Origin of the sequence: Bradyrhizobium sp. HKCCYLRH3097, from assembly GCF_051167875.1 — a bacterium.
In the GTDB taxonomy this organism is placed as follows: Bacteria; Pseudomonadota; Alphaproteobacteria; order Rhizobiales; family Xanthobacteraceae; genus Bradyrhizobium.
Genome location: NZ_JBNPTX010000008.1, coordinates 82,340 through 102,233 on the forward strand (window position 1 = coordinate 82,340; position 19,894 = coordinate 102,233).

17 protein-coding genes are annotated in these 19,894 nt (G+C 66.2%); 12 read left to right on the top strand and 5 right to left on the bottom strand.

Annotated elements, in window-relative coordinates; genetic code table 11:
- Positions 1 to 35: 35 nt before the first annotated feature.
- The 6 genes from ACQR0U_RS20275 (at position 36) to ACQR0U_RS20300 (ending at position 5,194) form a co-directional block, all read left to right on the top strand.
- Positions 36 to 1,673, top strand: coding sequence for an FAD-dependent oxidoreductase (locus ACQR0U_RS20275; protein WP_434843614.1), 1,638 nt, complete (start codon positions 36 to 38; stop codon positions 1,671 to 1,673).
- A complete protein-coding gene (locus ACQR0U_RS20280; protein WP_315716512.1) occupies positions 1,670 to 1,864 on the top strand; it encodes a DUF2783 domain-containing protein in 195 nt (64 codons plus the stop codon). The genes ACQR0U_RS20275 and ACQR0U_RS20280 overlap by 4 nt, the downstream gene beginning before the upstream one ends.
- A gap of 247 nt (positions 1,865 to 2,111) precedes the next feature.
- Positions 2,112 to 2,762, top strand: coding sequence for an Mpo1-like protein (locus ACQR0U_RS20285; protein WP_316171297.1), 651 nt, complete (start codon positions 2,112 to 2,114; stop codon positions 2,760 to 2,762).
- 126 nt (positions 2,763 to 2,888) lie between these two features.
- A complete protein-coding gene (locus tag ACQR0U_RS20290) occupies positions 2,889 to 3,299 on the top strand; it encodes a hypothetical protein (RefSeq protein ID WP_315753724.1) in 411 nt (136 codons plus the stop codon).
- 750 nt (positions 3,300 to 4,049) lie between these two features.
- Positions 4,050 to 4,484 (top strand): bleomycin resistance protein, encoded by a 435-nt coding sequence (locus ACQR0U_RS20295; RefSeq protein WP_434872229.1) that lies wholly within the window; start codon positions 4,050 to 4,052, stop codon positions 4,482 to 4,484.
- A gap of 56 nt (positions 4,485 to 4,540) precedes the next feature.
- Positions 4,541 to 5,194, top strand: coding sequence for an HAD family hydrolase (locus ACQR0U_RS20300; protein WP_315753728.1), 654 nt, complete (start codon positions 4,541 to 4,543; stop codon positions 5,192 to 5,194).
- A 25-nt stretch (positions 5,195 to 5,219) separates the two neighbouring features.
- Here ACQR0U_RS20300 and ACQR0U_RS20305 read toward each other — a convergent pair whose 3' ends face one another.
- The 4 genes from ACQR0U_RS20305 to ACQR0U_RS20320 form a co-directional block, all read right to left on the bottom strand.
- Positions 5,220 to 5,702 (bottom strand): hypothetical protein, encoded by a 483-nt coding sequence (locus ACQR0U_RS20305; RefSeq protein WP_315828454.1) that lies wholly within the window; start codon positions 5,700 to 5,702, stop codon positions 5,220 to 5,222.
- A gap of 152 nt (positions 5,703 to 5,854) precedes the next feature.
- The gene (locus tag ACQR0U_RS20310; protein WP_315828453.1) at positions 5,855 to 6,343 is read right to left on the bottom strand and encodes a DUF427 domain-containing protein; all 489 of its coding nucleotides are present in this window, start codon (positions 6,341 to 6,343) and stop codon (positions 5,855 to 5,857) included.
- A gap of 120 nt (positions 6,344 to 6,463) precedes the next feature.
- Entirely contained in the window at positions 6,464 to 8,071 is a 1,608-nt protein-coding gene (locus tag ACQR0U_RS20315) for a hypothetical protein (protein WP_434843616.1), read from the bottom strand.
- Between the two features lie 220 nt (positions 8,072 to 8,291).
- On the bottom strand, positions 8,292 to 9,095 hold the full coding sequence (locus ACQR0U_RS20320; RefSeq protein ID WP_434843617.1) for an MBL fold metallo-hydrolase: 804 nt from the start codon (positions 9,093 to 9,095) through the stop codon (positions 8,292 to 8,294).
- A gap of 118 nt (positions 9,096 to 9,213) precedes the next feature.
- Here ACQR0U_RS20320 and ACQR0U_RS20325 point away from each other — a divergent pair, with 118 nt between their 5' ends.
- From ACQR0U_RS20325 to ACQR0U_RS20350, 6 genes are all read left to right on the top strand, one after another.
- Entirely contained in the window at positions 9,214 to 10,332 is a 1,119-nt protein-coding gene (locus ACQR0U_RS20325) for a ring-opening amidohydrolase (RefSeq protein WP_434843618.1), read from the top strand.
- A 563-nt stretch (positions 10,333 to 10,895) separates the two neighbouring features.
- Positions 10,896 to 13,427 (top strand): TonB-dependent receptor, encoded by a 2,532-nt coding sequence (locus tag ACQR0U_RS20330; protein ID WP_434843619.1) that lies wholly within the window; start codon positions 10,896 to 10,898, stop codon positions 13,425 to 13,427.
- A 40-nt stretch (positions 13,428 to 13,467) separates the two neighbouring features.
- Positions 13,468 to 14,157 carry a Fe2+-dependent dioxygenase gene (locus tag ACQR0U_RS20335; protein WP_315716500.1) on the top strand — a complete coding sequence of 230 codons (690 nt, stop codon included), beginning with the start codon at positions 13,468 to 13,470 and terminating at the stop codon, positions 14,155 to 14,157.
- Between the two features lie 1,234 nt (positions 14,158 to 15,391).
- A complete protein-coding gene (gene exbB, locus ACQR0U_RS20340) occupies positions 15,392 to 16,399 on the top strand; it encodes a tonB-system energizer ExbB (RefSeq protein WP_434872241.1) in 1,008 nt (335 codons plus the stop codon).
- A 4-nt stretch (positions 16,400 to 16,403) separates the two neighbouring features.
- Entirely contained in the window at positions 16,404 to 16,853 is a 450-nt protein-coding gene (gene exbD, locus ACQR0U_RS20345) for a TonB system transport protein ExbD (RefSeq protein ID WP_316167910.1), read from the top strand.
- A 26-nt stretch (positions 16,854 to 16,879) separates the two neighbouring features.
- Positions 16,880 to 17,668, top strand: coding sequence for an energy transducer TonB (locus ACQR0U_RS20350; protein ID WP_315753745.1), 789 nt, complete (start codon positions 16,880 to 16,882; stop codon positions 17,666 to 17,668).
- Between the two features lie 352 nt (positions 17,669 to 18,020).
- On the opposite strand, the gene ACQR0U_RS20355 is transcribed toward ACQR0U_RS20350, so the two are convergent.
- The gene (locus tag ACQR0U_RS20355) at positions 18,021 to 19,877 is read right to left on the bottom strand and encodes an outer membrane beta-barrel protein (RefSeq protein ID WP_434872230.1); all 1,857 of its coding nucleotides are present in this window, start codon (positions 19,875 to 19,877) and stop codon (positions 18,021 to 18,023) included.
- Between the last annotated feature and the right edge of the window lie 17 nt (positions 19,878 to 19,894).

A 19,894-nucleotide genomic window follows, 5' to 3' on the forward strand; every position in this document is an offset into this window, starting at 1 on the left:
ACAGTCCCGACCGCAACGCGCCAGGCGAGGCAGCCATGAGCAACTATGTCTATCCGCGATTTCCCTATGTCTGCTCGGTAGAGCAGCGCAGCGGCGAGACCCGCCGCCATCCGATCGTCGTGATCGGCGCCGGGCCGATCGGCCTGACGGCGGCGCTCGATCTCGCCGCCCGCGGCCAGCCGGTGGTCGTGCTCGACGACAACGACACCGTCAGCATCGGCTCTCGCGCCGTGTGCTACGCCAAGCGCCCGCTCGAGATCTGGGATCGGCTCGGCTGCGCCGCGCCGATGGTGGAAAAGGGCGTGAGCTGGAACATCGGCAAGGTGTTCTTCCGCGACCAGCTCTCTTATCAATTCGATTTGCTGCCCGAGCCCGACCATCGCTGGCCGGCAATGATCAACCTGCAACAATACTATCTCGAGGAGATTCTGGTCGATGCCTGCAACAGGACTCCGCTGATCGATCTGCGCTGGAAGCATCGGGTCGTCAGCCTCAAGCAGACCGACGACTTCGCGCAGCTCGCGGTGGAGACGCCGGACGGCATCTTCACCATGGAGGCGCAGTGGGTGATCGCCTGCGACGGCGCCAATTCCGATACGCGGCGCATGGTCGGCGCCGAGTTCACGGGCCAGTTCTTTCAGGACCGCTTCCTGATCGCCGACGTCAGGATGAAGGCGGAGTTTCCGACCGAGCGCTGGTTCTGGTTCGATCCGCCGTTCCATCCGGGGCAGTCGGTGCTGCTGCATCGCCAGTCCGACAACATCTGGCGCATCGACTTCCAGCTCGGCTGGGACGCCAATCCGGACGAGGAGAAGAAGCCCGAGCGCGTGATCCCGCGCATCCGGGCCATGCTCGGCGAGAGCACCGAATTTGAGCTCGAATGGGTGTCGATCTATCAGTTCGCCTGCCGCCGGATCGACAATTTCCGTCACGGCCGCGTCCTCTTCGCGGGCGACGCGGCGCACCAGGTGTCGCCGTTCGGCGCCCGCGGCGCCAACACCGGCGTGCAGGACATCGACAACCTCGCCTGGAAGCTGGCAATGGTGCTGCGCGGCGAGGCGCCGGAGAGCCTGATCGACAGCTATCACGAGGAGCGCGCCTTTGCCGCCGACGACAACATCCTGAACTCGACGCGCGCGACGGACTTCATCACGCCGAAGACGCAAGCCAGTCGTCTTTACCGCGACGCCGTGCTCGACCTCGCACAGAACCACAGCTTTGCGCGGCCGCTGGTCAACAGCGGCCGGCTGTCGACGCCGACGCCCTATGTCGCGTCGTCGTTGAATACGCCTGACGGCGGCAACGTCCCCGGCGCGATGACGCCTGGCACCAATGCCGCCGATGCACCGGTGACGATCGCGGGCGAGCCCGGCTGGTTGCTGAACTGTCTCGGCTCCAGCTTCACCGTGGTCACGTTCGACCCCGCCGTGACGGCCGAGCAGCTCACCATCGACGGCATCACGGCGCAGGTGATCGTCGTCGGTCGCGACATCGCCGATGCCACGGGCCTGCTCGCGGCACGATACGGCGCCTCGCCCGGCACGACCTATCTGTTCCGTCCCGATCAATATGTCACCGCCCGCTGGCCGCAGTTCGACGGGGACGCGATCACGGACGCGGTCCGGCGCGCCTGCGGCAGGCGCGGCGCGGTCCAGCAGGAGCTTGCAGCATGAGCCTGACCCTCACCCCGAACATCAGCGATCCCGACGACTTCTATGCCGAGCTGATCGGCGGCCAGCGCGACCTCGGCGAGGACGAGGCGCTGCGCATGAACGCCAGGCTGGTGCTGCTGCTCGCCAACCATATCGGTGACCGGGCGATCCTGAGCGAGGCGATCCGGCTGGCAAGGTCGCCCGCCGGCTGACGCAGGCCGCAACACGTCACATCGGCAGCCGGCTTTGATCCGGATCAAAGCCGTTTCTCCGCATTTTGCGGCAGACAGAGAGACCAGCCGGCGAGTCGTGCGCCGGCGCAGAGTCCGCTCGCTTGCGCACATTGCGGCTCCCGATCCGATCCCGGTCGGTTTCATTGTGACAACATCATAATGTCACGCCACCTTCACCGAGGCCCTCTACGTCTTCGCCTCGTTCCACAACGGCACGGGGATTCGCATGTCGCGCTACTACAAGACGCTGCAGACGCAGCGCTTCGACGACTATCGCTACTATCATCAGAGCCGGATCAATCAGACGCTGCACCTGGTCAGCGCCGTGATCTTCCTCGTGTGCTATGCGCTCCTGTTCAAGGATCCGGCGATGGCCGGCCTGGTCGGCTGGCTCGCGATGCTGACGCGGCAGACCGGGCACTTCTTCTTCGAACCGAACGGCTATGACCACGTCAACGGCGTCAGCAACGACTACAAGGAAGCGGTCAAGGTCGGCTACAATCAGACCCGCAAGATCGTGCTGCTGACGGTGTGGGGCCTGGTGCCGGTGGCGCTGTTCGCGTTTCCGACGCTGTTCGGCCTGTTCGCCGAGCCGACCGGCCGGATGGACTTCGTCCGCCACGTCGGCCTGCTCTGGCTCGCGGTCGGCATCGGCGGCGGCCTGTTTCGCGTCATCCAGCTGTTTGCAATGCAGGATGTCTCGACGGGCCTGATCTGGGCCTTCAAGGTGCTGACCGACCCGTTCCACAACATCGCGCTGTATTGGAAGTCGCCGCTGGCGCTGCTGCGCGGCGAGCTGATCGATCCAACCATCAAGGACGCCTCGCATTGGGGCGCCGCCGAGGACGAGGCCGAAGAAGCTGCGCATCTCACCTGATCGCGAGTTCCCGCCGCCGGCCGGTCCCGCGGCGGGAGTCCTTGAGCAGACGGGCTGCAACAACATGGAACAACTCTCCTGCTGCGCCGTTGCGGCCTCAGTGCTGGCGGCCTTCAGGAGCTCCCCATGTGTGACTACAGCCTCCATACTGTTGCTTCCCGCGATGCCAAAACTGCCGACGTGCTGGTCTCCTGTCGATTTCCCGGCACGGAGACCCGCGGCTTCTGCACCAAGGACGACCCGTTGACCGCCGTCTGCCTGCGGCCGGGCACGGAGCTCGCCTTCGAAGACGATGTCCGCATCAAGGGCTTCTTCTTCCGGCGCAAGGTCGGCGCCCATCTCGCCCGCTTCCGGCAGGTCGACACCAACAAGCCGACCGAACATCACGATGCGCTCGAATTCTCCAATGGCCGAATCGTCAAGGTCACCGACCTCGCCACCGGCCAGCGCGCCCGCGTGCTGCAGATGCCGGCCGATCCGGCCGCCAAGCGCACGACCGTACCGCTCACGATCGAGCTGCGGGCGACGCAGCTCTGAAAACGTCGACATGGCCGGCGTCAGCGCCGCGGCGGCGCTGGCGTCGGGCATGACCAGCTGAAGACAATGCGCGTCGTCGGAGGCTGCGGGCCCGCCCCCTGATGACATCCTGAACATGTGATCTTGCATGCGTGTTCGCGATCCCGCGGCACGATCGGTGCCCGAGTGATGCGGCAGTCGTCCCTCTGAAAATGAGAGGGCGCGGGGAAGGCCGGGTGCTGACCGCGGCCCATGGCCCGCCTGCAACAAGAAAGCAGGCGGCAGTCACCACAGGTCGGGCCTGACAACCGGCCTCCCCCGCGCGATCGGTTTTAACGGTGTCCTTCGCGCTCTCCCTGGGGATCGGCGTTCTTGCCCCCATCGCCCGCCCCGAGCCGTCACAGCATCGAAAGCGAACTTGACCTCAGCGTCGAGAGGCCAGGACCACACGACTTCGCCGTCCGCGCCGAACTGCGCTCGTCTGGCGCAGCCGTCACGTCCATCGCAGCCCACCTCCACGTTCGTGACGACGCGTACGTCCCTCTGCACGAGGCGGGATGGGGAGAGAAAAACATGATTTCGGAAAAATAGCAACAAAAATCTTCTTCTCGGTGGCCTCGACGGGGCGATCGCGCTGAAGCAGCGATCAAGACCTGCGTTTTGGCCCGCGCTTCGCTGTGCAGCAGCGAGCGCAGCAAGCAACTGACCGCATCCATTGGACAGATCAAACGCCGTGGCTCTCGCGCGCGCTGCCGGCTATGATGGAGCAGTATGACCGCTTCATCCGACAGATTGCCCACCGGTGGCTTCGCTTCTCTCGTCCCCGAGCTCGACGTCAGTGACCTCAATGCGAGCAAGAGCTTCTGGTGCGACCTGCTGGGCTTTCGGATCGCCTATCAGCGTCCCGAAGACCGCTTCATGTATATCGAGTTGCAGGGCGCACAGGTGATGCTGATGCAGCACAACGGCAACTGGGAGACCGCCCCCCTCGAACGGCCGTTCGGACGGGGGATCAATTTCCAGATCATCATTGATGACATCACGCCGTTGCTGGCCGCGCTTGAACAAGGGAACTGGCCGCTATTCGAAGAATGTCGCGAAGCCTGGTATCGGGTGGGCGAGCGGGCACGCGGCCAACGCCAGTTTCTGGTGCAGGATCCCGACGGCTACCTGCTGCGCTTCGCGCAGGAGCTGGAATTGAAATAGGCGGCCCGCGCGCGGTCTAGTCTCTCGCCATGAACGCCCACCCGAAAGCCCACTCCGTGCAGCTCATCATCTTCGATTTCGACGGCACGCTGGTCGACAGCCGGGCCCTGATCCTCGAATGCCATCGCATCGTGTTCGCGGACTTCGGGCTGCCGGTGCCTAGCGCGCAGGACAGCTTGGCGCTGATCGGCCGCTCCCTGGAGCTCGTGCTCGCCGAGCTCGCCGGCGACGGCGCTCCAATCATGAGCATGGTGCAGGCCTATGGCCGGGTGCTGCCGCAACTACGCGGCGATGCCGCCTTTGCCGAGCGGCCGTTCGATGGAATCGGCGAGTTGCTGGGCGCCCTGAGCTGCAGGCCCGGCACCGTGCTTGCGATAGCGACCGGACATACCTCAAAGGCCGTCGTGCCGGCGCTCGAAATGCTCGGCTGGCGCGATCGGTTCAGCACCATTCAGGCGGCAGACAAGGCACCGTCGAAGCCGCATCCCGGCATGTTGCTGCAGGCGCTGGCTGAGACCGGCGTCGCGGCTGATGATGCCGTCTTCATCGGCGACACCAGCTTCGACATGCTGATGGCAAAGGCTGCAGGCGTCCCCGGCATCGGCGTCACCTGGGGCTATCACACCGCGGAGCAACTCGCCGCGGCCGGTGCAAGCCGTGTCGTGACCACGGTCGCCGAACTACGGCGCTGCCTCGACGACGCACTGTAGCACCAGCCTCCAGCGCCCAGTCTCCTCAATCAGGCAGGTTGGTAAACTTCGGCCGCCAGACGCCCAGGATGACGTTCACGGTGGCGACGCCGAGCATGACCCAGATGGCGCCCTGCTCGGTGCCGAAGTTGGGCGCAAGCGTCGCCGGATCGATCTGGCCGGCGACGGCGCGCGCGGCCTCCTCGGCGGCTTCCTGCATCGGTCCCTGCACGGCGGCAAAGCCCCATTCGAAGACGAGGATGCCGGAAGCGAGCTTGGCGAGCGCCCAGCCGGCGCTGTGCAGCGCGCGGTTGATCGCGATCGCCAGCAGGCCGGCGACCAGGGTCAGGCCGAGCGAGGGGAAGAACACGTAGCGCACGATGGCGCCCATCGCCGCGCGCATCTCGGCATAGTGCGCAAGCGACACCGACGGCTGCGGGATGAGGCCGAGCAGCACGACGAGGCAGGCCATCGCGCCCATCATGCCGATCGCGCCCATCGTGTGCAGAAACTTCATCAACCGTCGCATGGCATTCCCCCGGCGTCGTGAAGATGAGATCTGGTCCGGCAGGGATTGCGGCCCCAGCCAAGTCAGGCCGCGCTGCATGCGCAGGCTGCCGTCACCATTCATCCCTACGATCAGGATCGGCGACCGGATCATGCATCGGGACGGGAGCCTGTCTACCAGTGCCGCGTACCCGGCCCGCCCTTGAACGGTCCGACGACACGAGAGGTGATCCAGCCGCCGTAGAAATCGCCCTGTTGCGCGGCAACGCGCTCGTCGCCGACGAAGCAGGCCTCGACCCGCGAGGCATAGAACGCCAGATGGCCCGCGATCGGTGCGAATGGCGCCGTCGGCTGCTCGTAGCTCCAGGCGGCCTGCTCGGACACGCGGCCGCCGACCTCCAGCGTCCAGTAGCCGGCGACGCCCTTGAACTCGCAGAACGACCGGCCGGGCGCGCGCCGCAGCCACTGCATCGCGACATGCTGCGGCGGGATGTAGTAGACCGGAGGATGGCTGGTCTCGAGCACGCGATGGCCATCCTGCGTGTCGGCGATGGTGACGCCGGCAAATGCGACGCGCAGCCGCGCCGTGCAGCGCTCCAGCCGCGGCGGCCGCGGATAGTCCCACACCGATTCCTGGCCCGGCCCCGGCACGATGCGTCGCATGTCGCTTCTCCGTTGTGGCGCCACCGAGCGCGCCTAGCGCCCGGCCAGCGCAAGGCAACGGCCGAACGGAGACAAGGGATCACTGGAGACGGATGGGGAGCGGCGGCCGTCGTTCCGGCTTCACGAAGGTGAGGCCGCCGGCGGAGCGGGCTGAGGCTCCTGCACAGCGGTGGTGCCGGTGCCCTGCCCGATGCGGAACAGTTGGATGTAGCTGCCGAGATAGAGCGGCGTGAGTCCGGCGACCGGCTGCTCAGGGACTGGCGGGTCGAGCAACAGGACAGCATCGAAGTTCGACCGCCAGCCGGCCAGATAGCGCGCGAGCGGCAACACGTCGGCGGGCGGCGTGTCAGGTTGCAGCCAGCGCCACGCGGCGGGCTCGGCCAGCGGCTGCGCAAGACGAGCGAAAGAGGGACGGACCGTGATGGGCTGCTGGTTCGGATGGGCGAACATCAGCGGCCAGAACGCCCGCCGCTCGATCACGAGCAGCGCCGCCATATGGGAATCGACGTAGCGGAATCCGGGCAGGATCCGCTCGCGCCGGCTGGAGACGGGCTGCTCGTGGCCATGCGCGGCGATGACGCGCGCGCCGGGCTGCACATGCGCGATCGCCGCGCGCAGTTCGGCAAGGTCCACCCTGTGATCGATCCATGCCGATGCGATATCCGCGGTCCGAATCAACATCAGCCCCGAGAGGACGATGCCGACGAGCACCGCCTTCCTGCCGGACACGACCGGCTGCAAGCCGGCGAACAGCAGCAGGCCGCACATCGCGGCAAAGCGCATGTCGATCAACGTTCCTCCCAGCGCCGTCCACGGCGCGGCGACGAAGGCCGTGAACAGCGCCGCCAGCGCCAGCGGAACGCCCGGCGCGACGACGAGCTGGCGCCGGACGAGGACCAACACAGACATCACCACGACCGTCGTGATGATCGTCAGCTCGGCGCTGGTGGTCAGGAACGGCGTCATGATGCGCCACAGCTTCGGCGGTCCGTCCCAGTCGCCGAGTTGCAATCCACCCTCGCCCAGCGGACAGAGCCCATAGAGCAGCACGGCCGGGCTGAGCGTGACTCCGAGCGCACAGGCAGCGACAGCGAACTCCCGCGCCAGGACCGGCGACCGGCGCAGCCGCCACAGCCGATCGGCCTCTCCGGCGCCGATCAGAACCGCGAAGAACAGCAGGCCGAAGATGTGGCAGAGGAAGGCGGCCGCCGCGGCGATGGCGCCCCAGGCGATCGCGGGCAGCCAGCCGCCCCGACGGCGCAGCGCCACCCAGCCGGCGGCGCCGCCGAGGGCCAGGCCGAGCGAGAGCTGGAAATTCATGAAGCCGAGCAGGAAGACGCCGTCATAGGCGACGATGCCGGCCGCCAGCGGCCACAACGACAGCCGGCCGAACACCGCGCGGTGATAGGTGACGACGCCGACGAGCGGCGCGAACAGGCTGAGCGCGAGCAGGATGCGGCCGCCGACATGAACGTCGGTGACGCGCAGCAGCGCGACGCCGATCACGTCCATGCCGAGATTGGGCAGGATGCGCCAGTTCGGCGCGTATATCTGCGACAGCACGGGATCGTCGGGATGCGCCAGCACGAACAACCGCGCGAGGTGGTTGGGATAGTCGAGCACCGGCGGGACATCGACCAGCAGGAACGGCACCGCGAGCACGATGGCGAGCACCAGCGCCAACAGAATCCAGCGCCAGGACAGGTCGCCGGCGCTGGAGGCGGACACCGGATGATGGGGAGCTGATCGGAGGTCTGAATGCACGAGGAGGCCGGCCGGCACGATGGCGCCAGTCGCCGACGAGCATGATGGCAAATGCATTGAGGTACCCCATTCCGCCCGGGATACTTCGATACCATCCGACCAAAGACTGCAAGATGCGCTGAAACAACCTTCTGGTTGTACCTAATGCCCCGTTACTTTACGGGGATTCCGCAAAGCCGGCGGCTCAGGCGATCGCCTGGAGATAACGCCGCACCGAGCGATCGAACGCCGCCTTCGCATCGTCGCCGATGTTCTTCTGCCACCACGCGCCGTAGATGCGGTCGAAGGCCAGCGGCGCGACCGCATCGGCGATGCGGCGCACGGCGGCGGCGCCGAGCGGGATGTAGTTCGGATAGGAATACATGAAGCTGACGTGGCGGCGATCCATCGCCACCATCGCGATGTCACCGGTCAACAGCGCGCCCTTGCCACCGACACCTTTGCGCCAATGCAGGATGGTGGCGCCGGCAAAATGCCCGCCGGTCCGCAGCAGCACGACGTCATCCGAGATGGCAAGGCGATCGCCCGTCCATGGCACGATCGCCGGATGCGGCCGGGTGACGAAGGCGCGGTCGTCGCCATGGAGATAGACCGGCGCGTTGCCGAACGCGGCGCTCCAATCGGCGACCGCGCCATAGTAGTGCGGATGCGACACCGCGATGGCCTTCAGGCCGCCCAATGAGCGGACGCGGGAGATGGCCGCATCGGTCGCCAAGGGAATGCAGTCCCACATCACGCAGCCGTCCGGCTCGGGAACGAGCAGCGCGCGCTGGCCGATCGCAAAGCTCGGGTCCAGAGCGAGGCCGGTCAGGCCGTCATCCTCGCGCCAGATGACCTGATGCCGGCCAGCAAGGTCGTCGCGGCTGAGGAAGCTCTGTCCCTTCCAATTCACATATTGCCGCTCGTCCTCGCAGACGACGCAATGGCCGGGCGGCGCCTTCGTATCGGGAAACTGCGCGCCGCATTGAAAGCAGGTCCAGAGAGGCATGGATCACCGGTCGTCGAGATGGGATTGCGGAGGATAGCACGCGGACCATCCCGGAACACCGTCGCGCGCGGCTTCGTGATTGCCTAGTGTCGCCGGACGCCCGACAGGAGTTCTCGACATGCCGACCACGCTGCGCCGCGCCTACGTTCACCGCCTTCCGATGCGCAGCCCGGACGATGTCGGCGCGCTCGAGGCCGGAATCGCGCAAGGCGCGATCGATCCCGCCGGCATCGTCGCCATTCTCGGCAAGACCGAGGGCAATGGCTGCGTCAACGACTTCACCCGCGCCTTCGCCGTGCGCTCGCTGGAGACGCTGCTCGGCCGCTATCTCGCAGCCGACGCCGTGCGGCAGATCGCGATGGTGATGTCGGGCGGCACCGAGGGCGCGCTGTCGCCGCACATGATCGTGTTCGAGGCACGCGACGGGGATGACGCCGCGGCGCCGCGCGCTTTCCCGGCATCGCTGGCGCTGGGGCGCGCGCGCACGCCGGCGCTGCCGGGCGAGCATCTCGGCCGCATGCCGCAGGTCGAGCTCGTGGCCGCCGGCGTGCGCGCGGCAATGACCGACGCCGGCATCAGCGATCCTTCCGACGTCCATTATGTGCAGGTAAAATGTCCGCTGCTGACGATGGAGCGCATCGAGGCGGTCGAGGCCCGGGGACAGCGCACCGCCGTGCGCGATACGCTGAAGTCGATGGGCTTCTCGCGCGGCGCCTCGGCGCTGGGTGTCGCGATCGCGCTCGGCGAGCTCGCCGCCGCCGATGTCTCCGACGCGACGATCTGCGCCGACGTCTCGCGCTACAGCGGGCGCGCGGCCACCTCGGGCGGCGTCGAGCTGCTCGACCACGAGATCTTGGTGGCCGGCATGTCGGCCACCTGGAGCGGGCCGCTCGCGATCGATCATGCCGTCATGGGCGATGCCATCGACATCGAGCCGGCCCGGCAGGCGCTCGCCCGGCTCGGCCTGAACGTGCCGGGCCAGGTCGCGGCGGCCGATCGCAGCCGCATCGCCGCGGTGCTCGCGAAGGCGGAGGCGGCGCAGAGCGGCCGGCTGCGCGGCCAGCGGCATACCATGCTGGATGACAGCGACGTCTCCTCGACCCGCCATGCCCGCGCCTTCGTCGGCGGCGCGCTGGCCGGGCTGTTCGGCTTCACCGACCTGTTCGTCTCAGGCGGCGCCGAGCATCAGGGTCCCGACGGCGGCGGGCCGGTCGCGATCATCGCCGAGCGCCGCTGATCTCACGGTCGAGACCGCTGCAGATGCCGGCCCCCGCATGAAGGTCTACGCTCGGAACCTCACCAACCGCTCCATTCCGACACCTGCCACCGCGGCAACGTCCCGTTCACCCAGATCGCTCCGGGCGCCGCGTTCTACCTGATCACCACGGCGAAGTTCCGAGCCGCACACGCGCCCCGATCAGGCAACAGATTTGCCAGATTCCCGCCGCATCTCGCGACGCGGCGGGGAGCAGCTCGAACCGAAGATCGACCGAAGTGATCGTCAAGCGAACGATCCACCTCGCGAGACGACGTGAAAGACCACCAATTCTCTCATCAGCAATTGAATGACGGAGATCGGTTCAACCAGGAGGTTTCAACTGTTGCTACGGGGCGACAGTCTGCGAACAACTCTCATTCTCAGAAATGAATGGAAACTTTTCGCATTCCGGCCATCGGCGGAACCAGCTTTGGGCCGCTTTCCCCCGCTTCTTGACTTGCATTCGCAACAAGCGCGCGCCGGTTGCGGGCGTTGAAACGAACCCAAGTCAAAGTTTTGCGTAACGAATGGGGTGGTCGAGTATGGGTAAGGCAGTCTTTCCAAGGAGCTTGCGAGGGGCAAGCGGACACGAGTGGGATCCATCTCCCGAGATTTCCGGTGTGAAAGTCTCGGCAGTCGCGAGCCTGATCGCGGTTGCCTCGTTCTCCGGTGCCGAAGCCCAACAGGCGCCGCTGCCGTCCGTCACCGTCGAAGCCCCGGTGGCGCGCCCCAAGCCGGCCGCCTCGCGCCCGACCGCGGACCAGGTCCGCGCCCGCGACGCGATGCGCCGCGCCGCCCGCCAGCAACAACAGCAACAGGCCGCGGCGCCGAAGAGCAATCTGCCGCCCGACCGCAACCCCTATTCCAGCCCCGCCTCCGACTACAAGGGCGAGCGGCTACAGGCCTCCGGCAAGTTTCCGGAGAAGCTGCTCAACACGCCGAAGACCGTCACCGTCCTGAGCAAGGAGATCCTGGCGGACAAGAACTCCACCAGCCTCAAATCCGCGGTGCTCTCCACCGCCGGCGTGACGCTCGGCACCGGCGAAGGCGGCAACGCGTTCGGCGACCGCTTCTTCATCCGCGGCTTCGACGCCCGCAACGACGTCTTCATCGACGGCGTGCGTGACGCCGGCGTCTCCGTGCGCGAGAACTTCTTCACCGAGCAGGTCGAGATCCTGCGCGGCCCGGCGTCGTCCTTCGCCGGCCGCGGCACCACCGGCGGCGCGATCAACATCGTGACCAAGCAGGCCACGACCGAGAACAGCTTCTACAACATCGACACCACGCTCGGCACCGACCAGACCAAGCGCGTGGTCATCGACGTCAACCAGAAGATCACGCCGACCTTCGCTGCCCGCGTCGGCGGCCTGTTCCAGGATGCCGGCGTCGCCGGCCGCGACTACGTCACCGACAACCGCAACGGCGGCTTCATCGCCACCAAGTGGACGCCGCTGGACACCGTGACCCTGTCCGCCAACTACATCCATAACGAGGTGACCGGCCGTCCGGACTTCGGCGTGCCCTACTATCGGCCGAGCACGCTCACCGCCGGCGTGCCGTTCCCCGAGGTCGGCTCGCCGCGCAACGCCTGGTACGGCTTCGTCAACCGCGACTTCTCGCGTGTCGGACAGGACATCGGTACGTTCAACGCCGAGGTGAAGGTCACCCCAGACCTGACGATCTCCGACAAGATCCGGGTGTCGCGCTCGACCCTGAACTACATCGGCACGCTGCCGGAAGGCCCGACGCTCACCAACCCGCTGTCGAATTCGACGATCCGGGCCAATCCGCAGAGCCGCTTCCAGCAGACCGACGTGCTCGCCAACCAGCTCGAGGCGACCTACAAGTTCGATACCGGCAACTTCAGGCACACCGTGCTCGCGGGGCTCGAAGTCTCGCAGGAAAAGGCGCGCATCAACAGCTACACCGGGTTGACATCCGAGCAGCAGGGCCTGGCGTTCGCGGGCAGCGGCTCGCTCTCGGGCGTGAGCGTGTTCAACCCGCAGTTCACCAACCTACCGTTCGGCATTCCGTCGCTGGGACAATTCCCGACGAACGTGAAGATCGACTCGGCGAGCGTCTACGCGCTCGACAGCGTCAACTACCGCGATCTCGTCATCCTCAACGGCGGCGTCCGCTACGACAAATACGACGTCCGCGTCGACGGCTTCGGCACCGTCAACGGCGTCGCCAACACGCCGGGTTCGACGGCGGCCTCCAGCGGCATGCCGAACTTCAACGTCGGCATGACCTTGAAGCCGGTGCCCTACGCCAGCTTCTATGCGGCCTACGCCACCTCGTCGAATCCGGTCGGCGCGGAGTTCGACGGCCTCAGCCCGCAATATGGCGGCCTGTCGGCGGTCACCAATGGCGGCGCCAACCAGATCTTCGGGCCCGAGAAGAACACCTCGATCGAGATCGGCACCAAGTGGGAGCTGCTCGACGGTCGCCTGCTGGTCACCGGAGCGCTGTTCCAGACCGAGAAGGAGAACGCCCGCGAGTCACGCAACATCACCAGCGCCGCGCAGGCCACGGCGGACTGCCCGTATCCGGCAGGCACCATCGGCTCCGTGCCGTGTCTCTCGGCCGGTGCCGCCTACCGCATCCGCGGCATCGACCTGCAGGCGGGCGGCAAGCTGACCGACAAATGGAGCATCTTCGGCGGCATCGTGCTGATGCAGTCCGAGGTGACGAAGTCGAACATCCCGCCAGCCAACACCGCGCTGTTCACCAGCAATGTCGGCCTGCAGCTCGCCAACACCGCGCACCAGTCGTTCAGCCTGCTGACGAAGTACCAGATCAACGACACCTGGGAGATCGGCGGCCAGGCGGTGTACCGCTCGAAGATCTTCGGCGGCACCTGGCTGGCGGCGAACCAGGGCACGGAGCTGCCGAGCTACTGGCGCTTCGATGCGTTCGCGGAAGCCAAGCTCGACAAGAACTGGACGGCGAAGCTGTTTGTTGCCAACATCTTCGACAAGCTCTACTACGACGCTCTCTATCAGAGTGCCACCCCGTTCGTGCTCGTCGGTCCGGGACGAAGCGCGTCGATCGTCCTGTCCGGGCGGTTCTGATCGCACACCCAAACCTGGGCATACATCAAGTGATGAGTTCATGCTGATCTGTGTCCCCGGAGTTCTGAGCAAAGACGATGTGGCGGACTTCCGCCACATCATGGACGACAGCGACTGGGAGGACGGTCGCTCGACGGCCGGCGCCCAGTCGGCCATGGTCAAGCGCAACGAGCAGTTGCCGCCCGACAGCGAGGTGGCGCGCAAGCTCGGCCACCGCATCATTTCGGCGATGACCGCCAATCCGCGCTTTCTCGCCGCAGCCATCCCGCAGCAGATCTTCCCGCCGCTGTTCAACCGCTACAGCGCGGAGTCGGGCCACCATTTCGGCATCCACGTCGACAACGCGGTCCGCGGCGACAAGCTCACCGGCTTGCGCATTCGCACCGACCTTTCGGTCACGCTGTTTCTGTCCGAGCCGGAGGATTACGACGGCGGCGAGCTGGTGATCGAGGATCTGTACGGCTCGCACGAGGTCAAGCTGCCGGCCGGCGACCTCGTGCTGTATCCCGCCTCGAGCCTGCATATGGTCACCCCGGTGACGCGCGGCGTCCGCGTCGCCTCGTTCTTCTGGCTGCAGAGCATGATCCGCGATCCCCTCGCGCGCAGCATGATCTTCGATCTCGACACGACGATCCAGGGATTGTCGCAGCGGATGGGACGCGACGATCCGGAGATGGTGCGGCTGACCGGCCTCTATCACAACCTGATCCGCTACTGGGCCGAGAACTAGACGACCGTTTTCAACGTTCCAGCCCTATTGATGCAGATATGTAGACCCTCACTGTCATCGTCCGCGAACGCGGACGATCTGGTACGCCGTGACATCTCGGTTCATCATCTTCGCGGATTGCTGGATGCACTGCCATCGCGGAGTATGACAGCGGTCGAGATGGCAAGCGGTCGACCCGGCATCGACCGCTGTTTCCAAGGAAACGCTCGTTTCAATATCCGCCTTCGGTCGCCACACTCACGTTGAGTTCGATCGTCTACGAGCCGGGTTGCACGCATGCAGCCCGGCTCATTCGTTCGGACGATGACCGCATCGCTGCGGAGCCGTTCTCAGCCTTCGCGATGGACCACCGTCCAATCTCACAAGCGGCCGCCTGTCTCTTCCTTGAGCTGTCACACGTCCTTGACTGCCGGCAGACCGCCGCTCGCGAGCGGCACGATCTTTCGACGCCGGCAAGCGGGTGCGCTTTGCGAACTTCAGCCACCGCTCGCAGCTTGATCAGATCGCGCGCGGCCCGCTTCTCAAACAAACCTGATTCCACCGCACCCTGATTCGGATCTCGACGCTTTCGAGCCCTTTCCGGCGGCATCACGTCTCGAAGAACGCGCGTGATGCCCTCGCGTCCGCCAAACGGGACCATCACGCCGGCGCCGACTAATTAGAATTGATGGAAGACCGAACGGCGGCATTTGCGTGACAGGCAGCCGCGTTGGCGGAACCGTGCACGGCTCGTCGCGCCCCAGGTCAGGACTTTCAGGGAGTTATGACGCGATGGGCAGCATCCCGAGCTCTTACGCAGATCACACGATTCGATTTTTCATCTGGCATCGCACTCACCGGAGTGACTGCCGACATCGATGTTCCCGCTTTGAGTCAACGCGCCGTCTCAAAACAGCCGGGTTACGACTAGAAGCATTACAGAGAAGATAACTACCAAGGGGTACGCAGCAACATGTTCAGGATCGTTCTTCATGTAGGAGCGGTGATCGCAGCCGTTTCGGCCGGCGCCATGGCGCATGCCGAGCAGCCGGCCACGTCGCCGAGACCTGGCCAGGCTGCCACCGCCCCGCAGACCACAGCACCGAGTCCCACGACTCCGACCGGCGCGAAATCCGTTCAGGCTCCGACGACGGCGGCCGCCACGCAGGCGCCTGCAGCTGCGCTCGCCAACGCCGCCAGTGCGCCGGCTCCCGTCGCGCACGCAGCTCAAGCTCAGGGCGCGGCTCCGAAGCCGATGACCGTCGGACAGGCGCAGACAGCCCCCGCCGTTGCCCAGCCCGCGCCCACGGCGCAGGCGGCCGCGCCTTCGCCGGCTCCGGCCGCGACCACGCCGCAAGCTGGTGCAACGAACCCGGCACCGGCCGCCGCAACGAACGACACCCAACCGTCGACCGCGACCGAAGCCGTCACGGACACGGCAGCGGGCGACAAGGCGAAGGACCAGGCAGAGAAGCCGGCCCAGGGCGCGGCACAAGGCGGTGCGCAAGCGGCATCACACGTGCCGCATGATCTGTCGCCATGGTCGATGTTCCTGGCCGCCGACATTCTCGTGAAGTCGGTCATGATGGGGCTCGCGCTCGCCTCGCTTGCGACCTGGACCGTCTTCATCGCCAAGACCATCGAGTTCTCCATCCTGCGCCGGAAGCTGAGCGGCGCGCTGCGCAAGGTCGACGACGTACGCTGGCTGTCGGAAGCCAAGCTCGCGCTGGGATCACGCCAGAACGTGCTGACGGCTCTGATCGACGCCGCCATGCACGAGATCAGAATGTCGTCCGAACTGCCGTCTCACGGCGTCAACGAGCGCGCCGCGTCGAGCTTCTCCGAGATCGTACGTGCCGAGGGCCGGCGTTGCCGGACCGGCATGGGCCTGCTCGCCACGATCGGCTCGATCTCGCCCTTCGTCGGCCTGTTCGGCACGGTCTGGGGCATCATGAACAGCTTCATCGGCATCTCGAAGTCGCAGACCACGAACCTCGCCGTCGTCGCGCCCGGCATCGCCGAAGCGCTTCTCGCAACCGCCATCGGCCTCGTCGCCGCGATCCCGGCCGTGATCATCTACAATCACTTCACACGGGTGACGAAGGGCTACATGGAGCTCGTGAACCGGTCCTCCGGCGCCACCGCCCGGATGCTGTCGCGCGATCTGGATCGCGGCCAGAGCCACCACAGCAGCCATCACGGCGAGCACTTCGAGCCCATCCACGTCCACTCTGCGCCTCCGATGGCGCTGGCGGCGGAGTAGCTCCATGGCCGTCTCTCTCTCGGAAGGCGATGGCGACGATGATCTCGGCGAGACGAGCGACATCAACGTCACGCCCTTCATCGACGTGATCCTGGTGCTGCTGATCATCTTCATGGTCGCGGCGCCGCTGTCGACGGTCGACGTGCCGGTCGATCTCCCGACATCGACGGCCACGCCGCAGAAGAAGCCGGACAAGCCGATCTATGTCAGCATCAAGCCGGATCTGACACTGTTCGTCGGCGAGGAGCCGGTGAAACGGGCGAGCCTGGTGAGCACGCTCGAGCACATCCCCGAGGCGGCGAAGGACAAGTTCATCTTCCTGCGCGCCGACCGGGGCGTGGCGTATGGAGAGCTGATGGACGTGATGGAGCTGCTACGGACCGGCGGCTATCCGAAGATCAAGCTCGTGACTGTCGAAGGCGTCTCACAGGCCGCCGCCCAGACTGCACATTGAAACCAGTGAAACGACGGAACTGAAGAATGGTCGAACACAAGTATCAGGGAGCGTCGCGCCGCTTGTGGATCTCAGCCGCGATCGGCGCCCTCATGCTGCACGGTGGCGGCGCCGCGCTCGCGGTCGTCCATCTCAGCGGCAATGACGCGGACGGCGGTCTCGGCGCGGCCGGCGCCGAATTCGCGCTCGAGATCGCCTCGCCCCAGGTCGAGGACAACGATCTTCCGCCGGGTCCCGACAGCGACGCGGCCGAGGCTGCGCCGGAGCAGATGCAGCAGACCGCCGAAGTCAAGGAGTCCGACGCCGTCAAGGACAAGCCGACCGAGACAGAGGAGGAGGCCGATCGGGTCGTCACGCAGAACGATCCCAAGAAGCCGGAGAAGGAGGAACAGCAGCAGGCAACCCAGCAGGCCGAAGCGTCGGTCGCATCTGCTGCGCAGGAAGAATCGGCCCGCAAGGCGCTGGACGAGGCCGCGCCGCCGGCCGAGACGGCCAAGGCCCCCAATCCGGGAATGGGCAAGGACAAGCAGAAGCTGACCAACGATTGGGGCCGAAAGATCAGCGCCTATTTCGAGCTGCACAAGCGCTATCCGGAAGGCAAGAAGCACAATGGCACGGTCAAGGTGGCGCTGGTGCTGAGCCGGGCCGGCAAGGTGGTGTCTGCGTCCGTCATGCAGTCGTCCGGCGACTCGATGTTCGACGATGCCGCGCTGGCGATGATCCGCCGCTCCGACCCTGTGCCTGCGCCGCCGTCCGGACTGACGGACGATCAGTTCAGCTTCAGCCTCGACGTGAACTTCAACCAGAAGAAGTAGACCGTGCGTCGTTCGACGCGTGTATCTTGAAGACTTGGCAGCGTTCGCAATGGCGCGAGCGCTGCTTTTTGCGTCTGCTGGGCCGAGGTCGCGCGGACGAAGGAACGCGAGACCTTTCCGTATCCGGCCAGAATTCCCGCGAGACGACCTTTTCCAAAGTCTCCTCTCATATTCGGAGATGGGTATCCTCGCTGTCATCGTCCGAGGCGGACGATCCAGTACGCCGTGACGTTTCGGTTCGGCATCTGCCGCCACGGAAGTACTGGATGCCCCGCTTTCGCGAGGCACGACAGCGTTGGAGACTGCGGGGGGCTCAGCCCACCACGCGTGCCGATTGGATGGAAACGTTCGTCTAGTACTGTACCCGCGCGCCGACCTGCACCACGGTCGCCGACAGATTGTTTTCGCGGAAGTTGGAGCGCGTCTCCTCGCGCCGGACGCTGGCCCTGAGCTGCAGCAGGCGTGAGAACTTGTAGAGCATGCCGAGCTCGACCAGATAGCGGTTGTCGACCCGCGTCGTACCGGTGAACGCGTCCTCGCCATAGCCGGCGAGGAACGTGCCGACGAGCCAGGGCTCGAACTGATGCTCGATGCCGACGGTGACGTCGCGCTTGAGCACGCCGGAAATGCCGGGCTCGGTGATCTCCACCACCTGCGACTTGGCCCCCAGCGCGATCGCTGTCTCCTTGGCGAACTGCCATGTCAGATTGGCGTCGGCAATGAAGCCGTTGACCGGCTTGAGCATCGGATCCTGATAGCGGCGCGTCAGATAGCCGACGGCGACGTCGCCTGTCAGCTTGTCGGCGTAGTTGAAGGTCACGCCGGCCTCGACCGCCGTCCCGGTGGAGTCGCGGCGGATGCCTTCGGCATCGACCGCGATGTCGTGAACGCGGCGATCGACGGCGACGTCGACGAAGGGACGGATCTCCGGCGTCAGATTGTAGGTGATGCGGCTCTGCGAGCCGTATTGGACGAAGTTGCGATCGGCATTGCTGACGATCTGGCCGTCGACGAGCGGCGCGTTCTGGAACGCGACGCGGTCGATGGCGGCCTTGGTCGAGACCTCGACCTCCTCGAACCGCTTGGTGACGCCCGCCGAGCCGCCGACGGTGGAGGCGAGCGGAATCCTGGCGAACCGGCCGGCGAAGCGCGGCGTGCCGGGATCATCGGCATCGACGGCAACGTGGCCCTCGCCGTTGAGCGCAAACGTATCGGTGATGTCGTAGCGCCCATTCACCTTGGCGTCGACGGTAGGCCTGCTGAGCTGCCGGAGCTTCGCATAGTCGATGTAGCCGACGCGCACATCGGCGTTGAGCAGATGCCGCTCGAACTGAGAGCGCACGAGCAGGACCGGCGCAACGCTGACGAAGGCCGAGCCCTTGCCTTGCGGCACACGGCCGGGATTGCTGTCGAAGCCTGAGGACATTTCGAACGCAGGCTTCAGGATGAAGTTTCCCACCGTGATGCCCTTGGGCTCATAGGGGTCTTCCGCCATCATCGGCGGCTGCGGCTGCTCCTGCGGCTTCTGCCCCTTGTTCACCGGCGGCAGCCGCATCTTGGGCTTGTCCGCCAGAACGGGCGGAATCGGCTGCGCATCCTGTCGCGGAATCGGCGGCAGGTTGCGCGGCAGCACGCCACGCGTGGCCGGCGGCGGACTGACGGCGAACGCCAGCGCGTCCAGGCAGCGATTGGGCACGTTCGTGACCGACAGCCGGCCCGGCGTCGACAGGCAGCCGCCGACCAGGAGGCCGGCGGACGGTGCACCGAAAAAGCCGTTTCGAACCGGAGCCAGACGCGGCGCCGGCTCGCGGCGCGCGGCCTGCGGGAGCGCGCCCGCGCCCGCATCGATCGGAGACCGCGGCCGCGGCGGTGGAGCCTCGTCCACCTGCGTGGCCGCCTTCGGCTCCGGCTCGACCCCGCCCGGCGAAACGATCACCTGCGGAATGACCAGCGGTCCATTGCTGTTCGCCGGCCTCACCGGCTGGCGGCGGCGATTGGGTACGACCACCACCGGTCCGGCGTCGGTGGTCCCCGGATCTGCATAGGCCCTGACCTGGCTCCCCGGCGTGACGGTCTGACCGTAGGACGGCGCGACTCCGAACAGCGTCACGAGCAGCACGGTGATCGCAACCGTCTCCTCCTGGCACCGTGAGACGTCGCGACCGATGCCACGTCTGGAAGCGACCGTCTCTCGTGCTGCCCGTTCCAAAGAGCCTCGTCTCCGTC

Coding starts and splice junctions, on each gene's coding strand:
- ACQR0U_RS20275 (WP_434843614.1), top strand. CDS start 36: ATGAGCAACTATGTCTATCCGCGATTTCCCTATGTCTGCTCGGTAGAG.
- ACQR0U_RS20280 (WP_315716512.1), top strand. CDS start 1,670: ATGAGCCTGACCCTCACCCCGAACATCAGCGATCCCGACGACTTCTAT.
- ACQR0U_RS20285 (WP_316171297.1), top strand. CDS start 2,112: ATGTCGCGCTACTACAAGACGCTGCAGACGCAGCGCTTCGACGACTAT.
- ACQR0U_RS20290 (WP_315753724.1), top strand. CDS start 2,889: ATGTGTGACTACAGCCTCCATACTGTTGCTTCCCGCGATGCCAAAACT.
- ACQR0U_RS20295 (WP_434872229.1), top strand. CDS start 4,050: ATGACCGCTTCATCCGACAGATTGCCCACCGGTGGCTTCGCTTCTCTC.
- ACQR0U_RS20305 (WP_315828454.1), bottom strand. CDS start 5,702: ATGCGACGGTTGATGAAGTTTCTGCACACGATGGGCGCGATCGGCATG.
- ACQR0U_RS20310 (WP_315828453.1), bottom strand. CDS start 6,343: ATGCGACGCATCGTGCCGGGGCCGGGCCAGGAATCGGTGTGGGACTAT.
- ACQR0U_RS20320 (WP_434843617.1), bottom strand. CDS start 9,095: ATGCCTCTCTGGACCTGCTTTCAATGCGGCGCGCAGTTTCCCGATACG.
- ACQR0U_RS20325 (WP_434843618.1), top strand. CDS start 9,214: ATGCCGACCACGCTGCGCCGCGCCTACGTTCACCGCCTTCCGATGCGC.
- ACQR0U_RS20330 (WP_434843619.1), top strand. CDS start 10,896: ATGGGTAAGGCAGTCTTTCCAAGGAGCTTGCGAGGGGCAAGCGGACAC.
- ACQR0U_RS20335 (WP_315716500.1), top strand. CDS start 13,468: ATGCTGATCTGTGTCCCCGGAGTTCTGAGCAAAGACGATGTGGCGGAC.
- exbB (WP_434872241.1), top strand. CDS start 15,392: ATGACCGTCGGACAGGCGCAGACAGCCCCCGCCGTTGCCCAGCCCGCG.
- exbD (WP_316167910.1), top strand. CDS start 16,404: ATGGCCGTCTCTCTCTCGGAAGGCGATGGCGACGATGATCTCGGCGAG.
- ACQR0U_RS20350 (WP_315753745.1), top strand. CDS start 16,880: ATGGTCGAACACAAGTATCAGGGAGCGTCGCGCCGCTTGTGGATCTCA.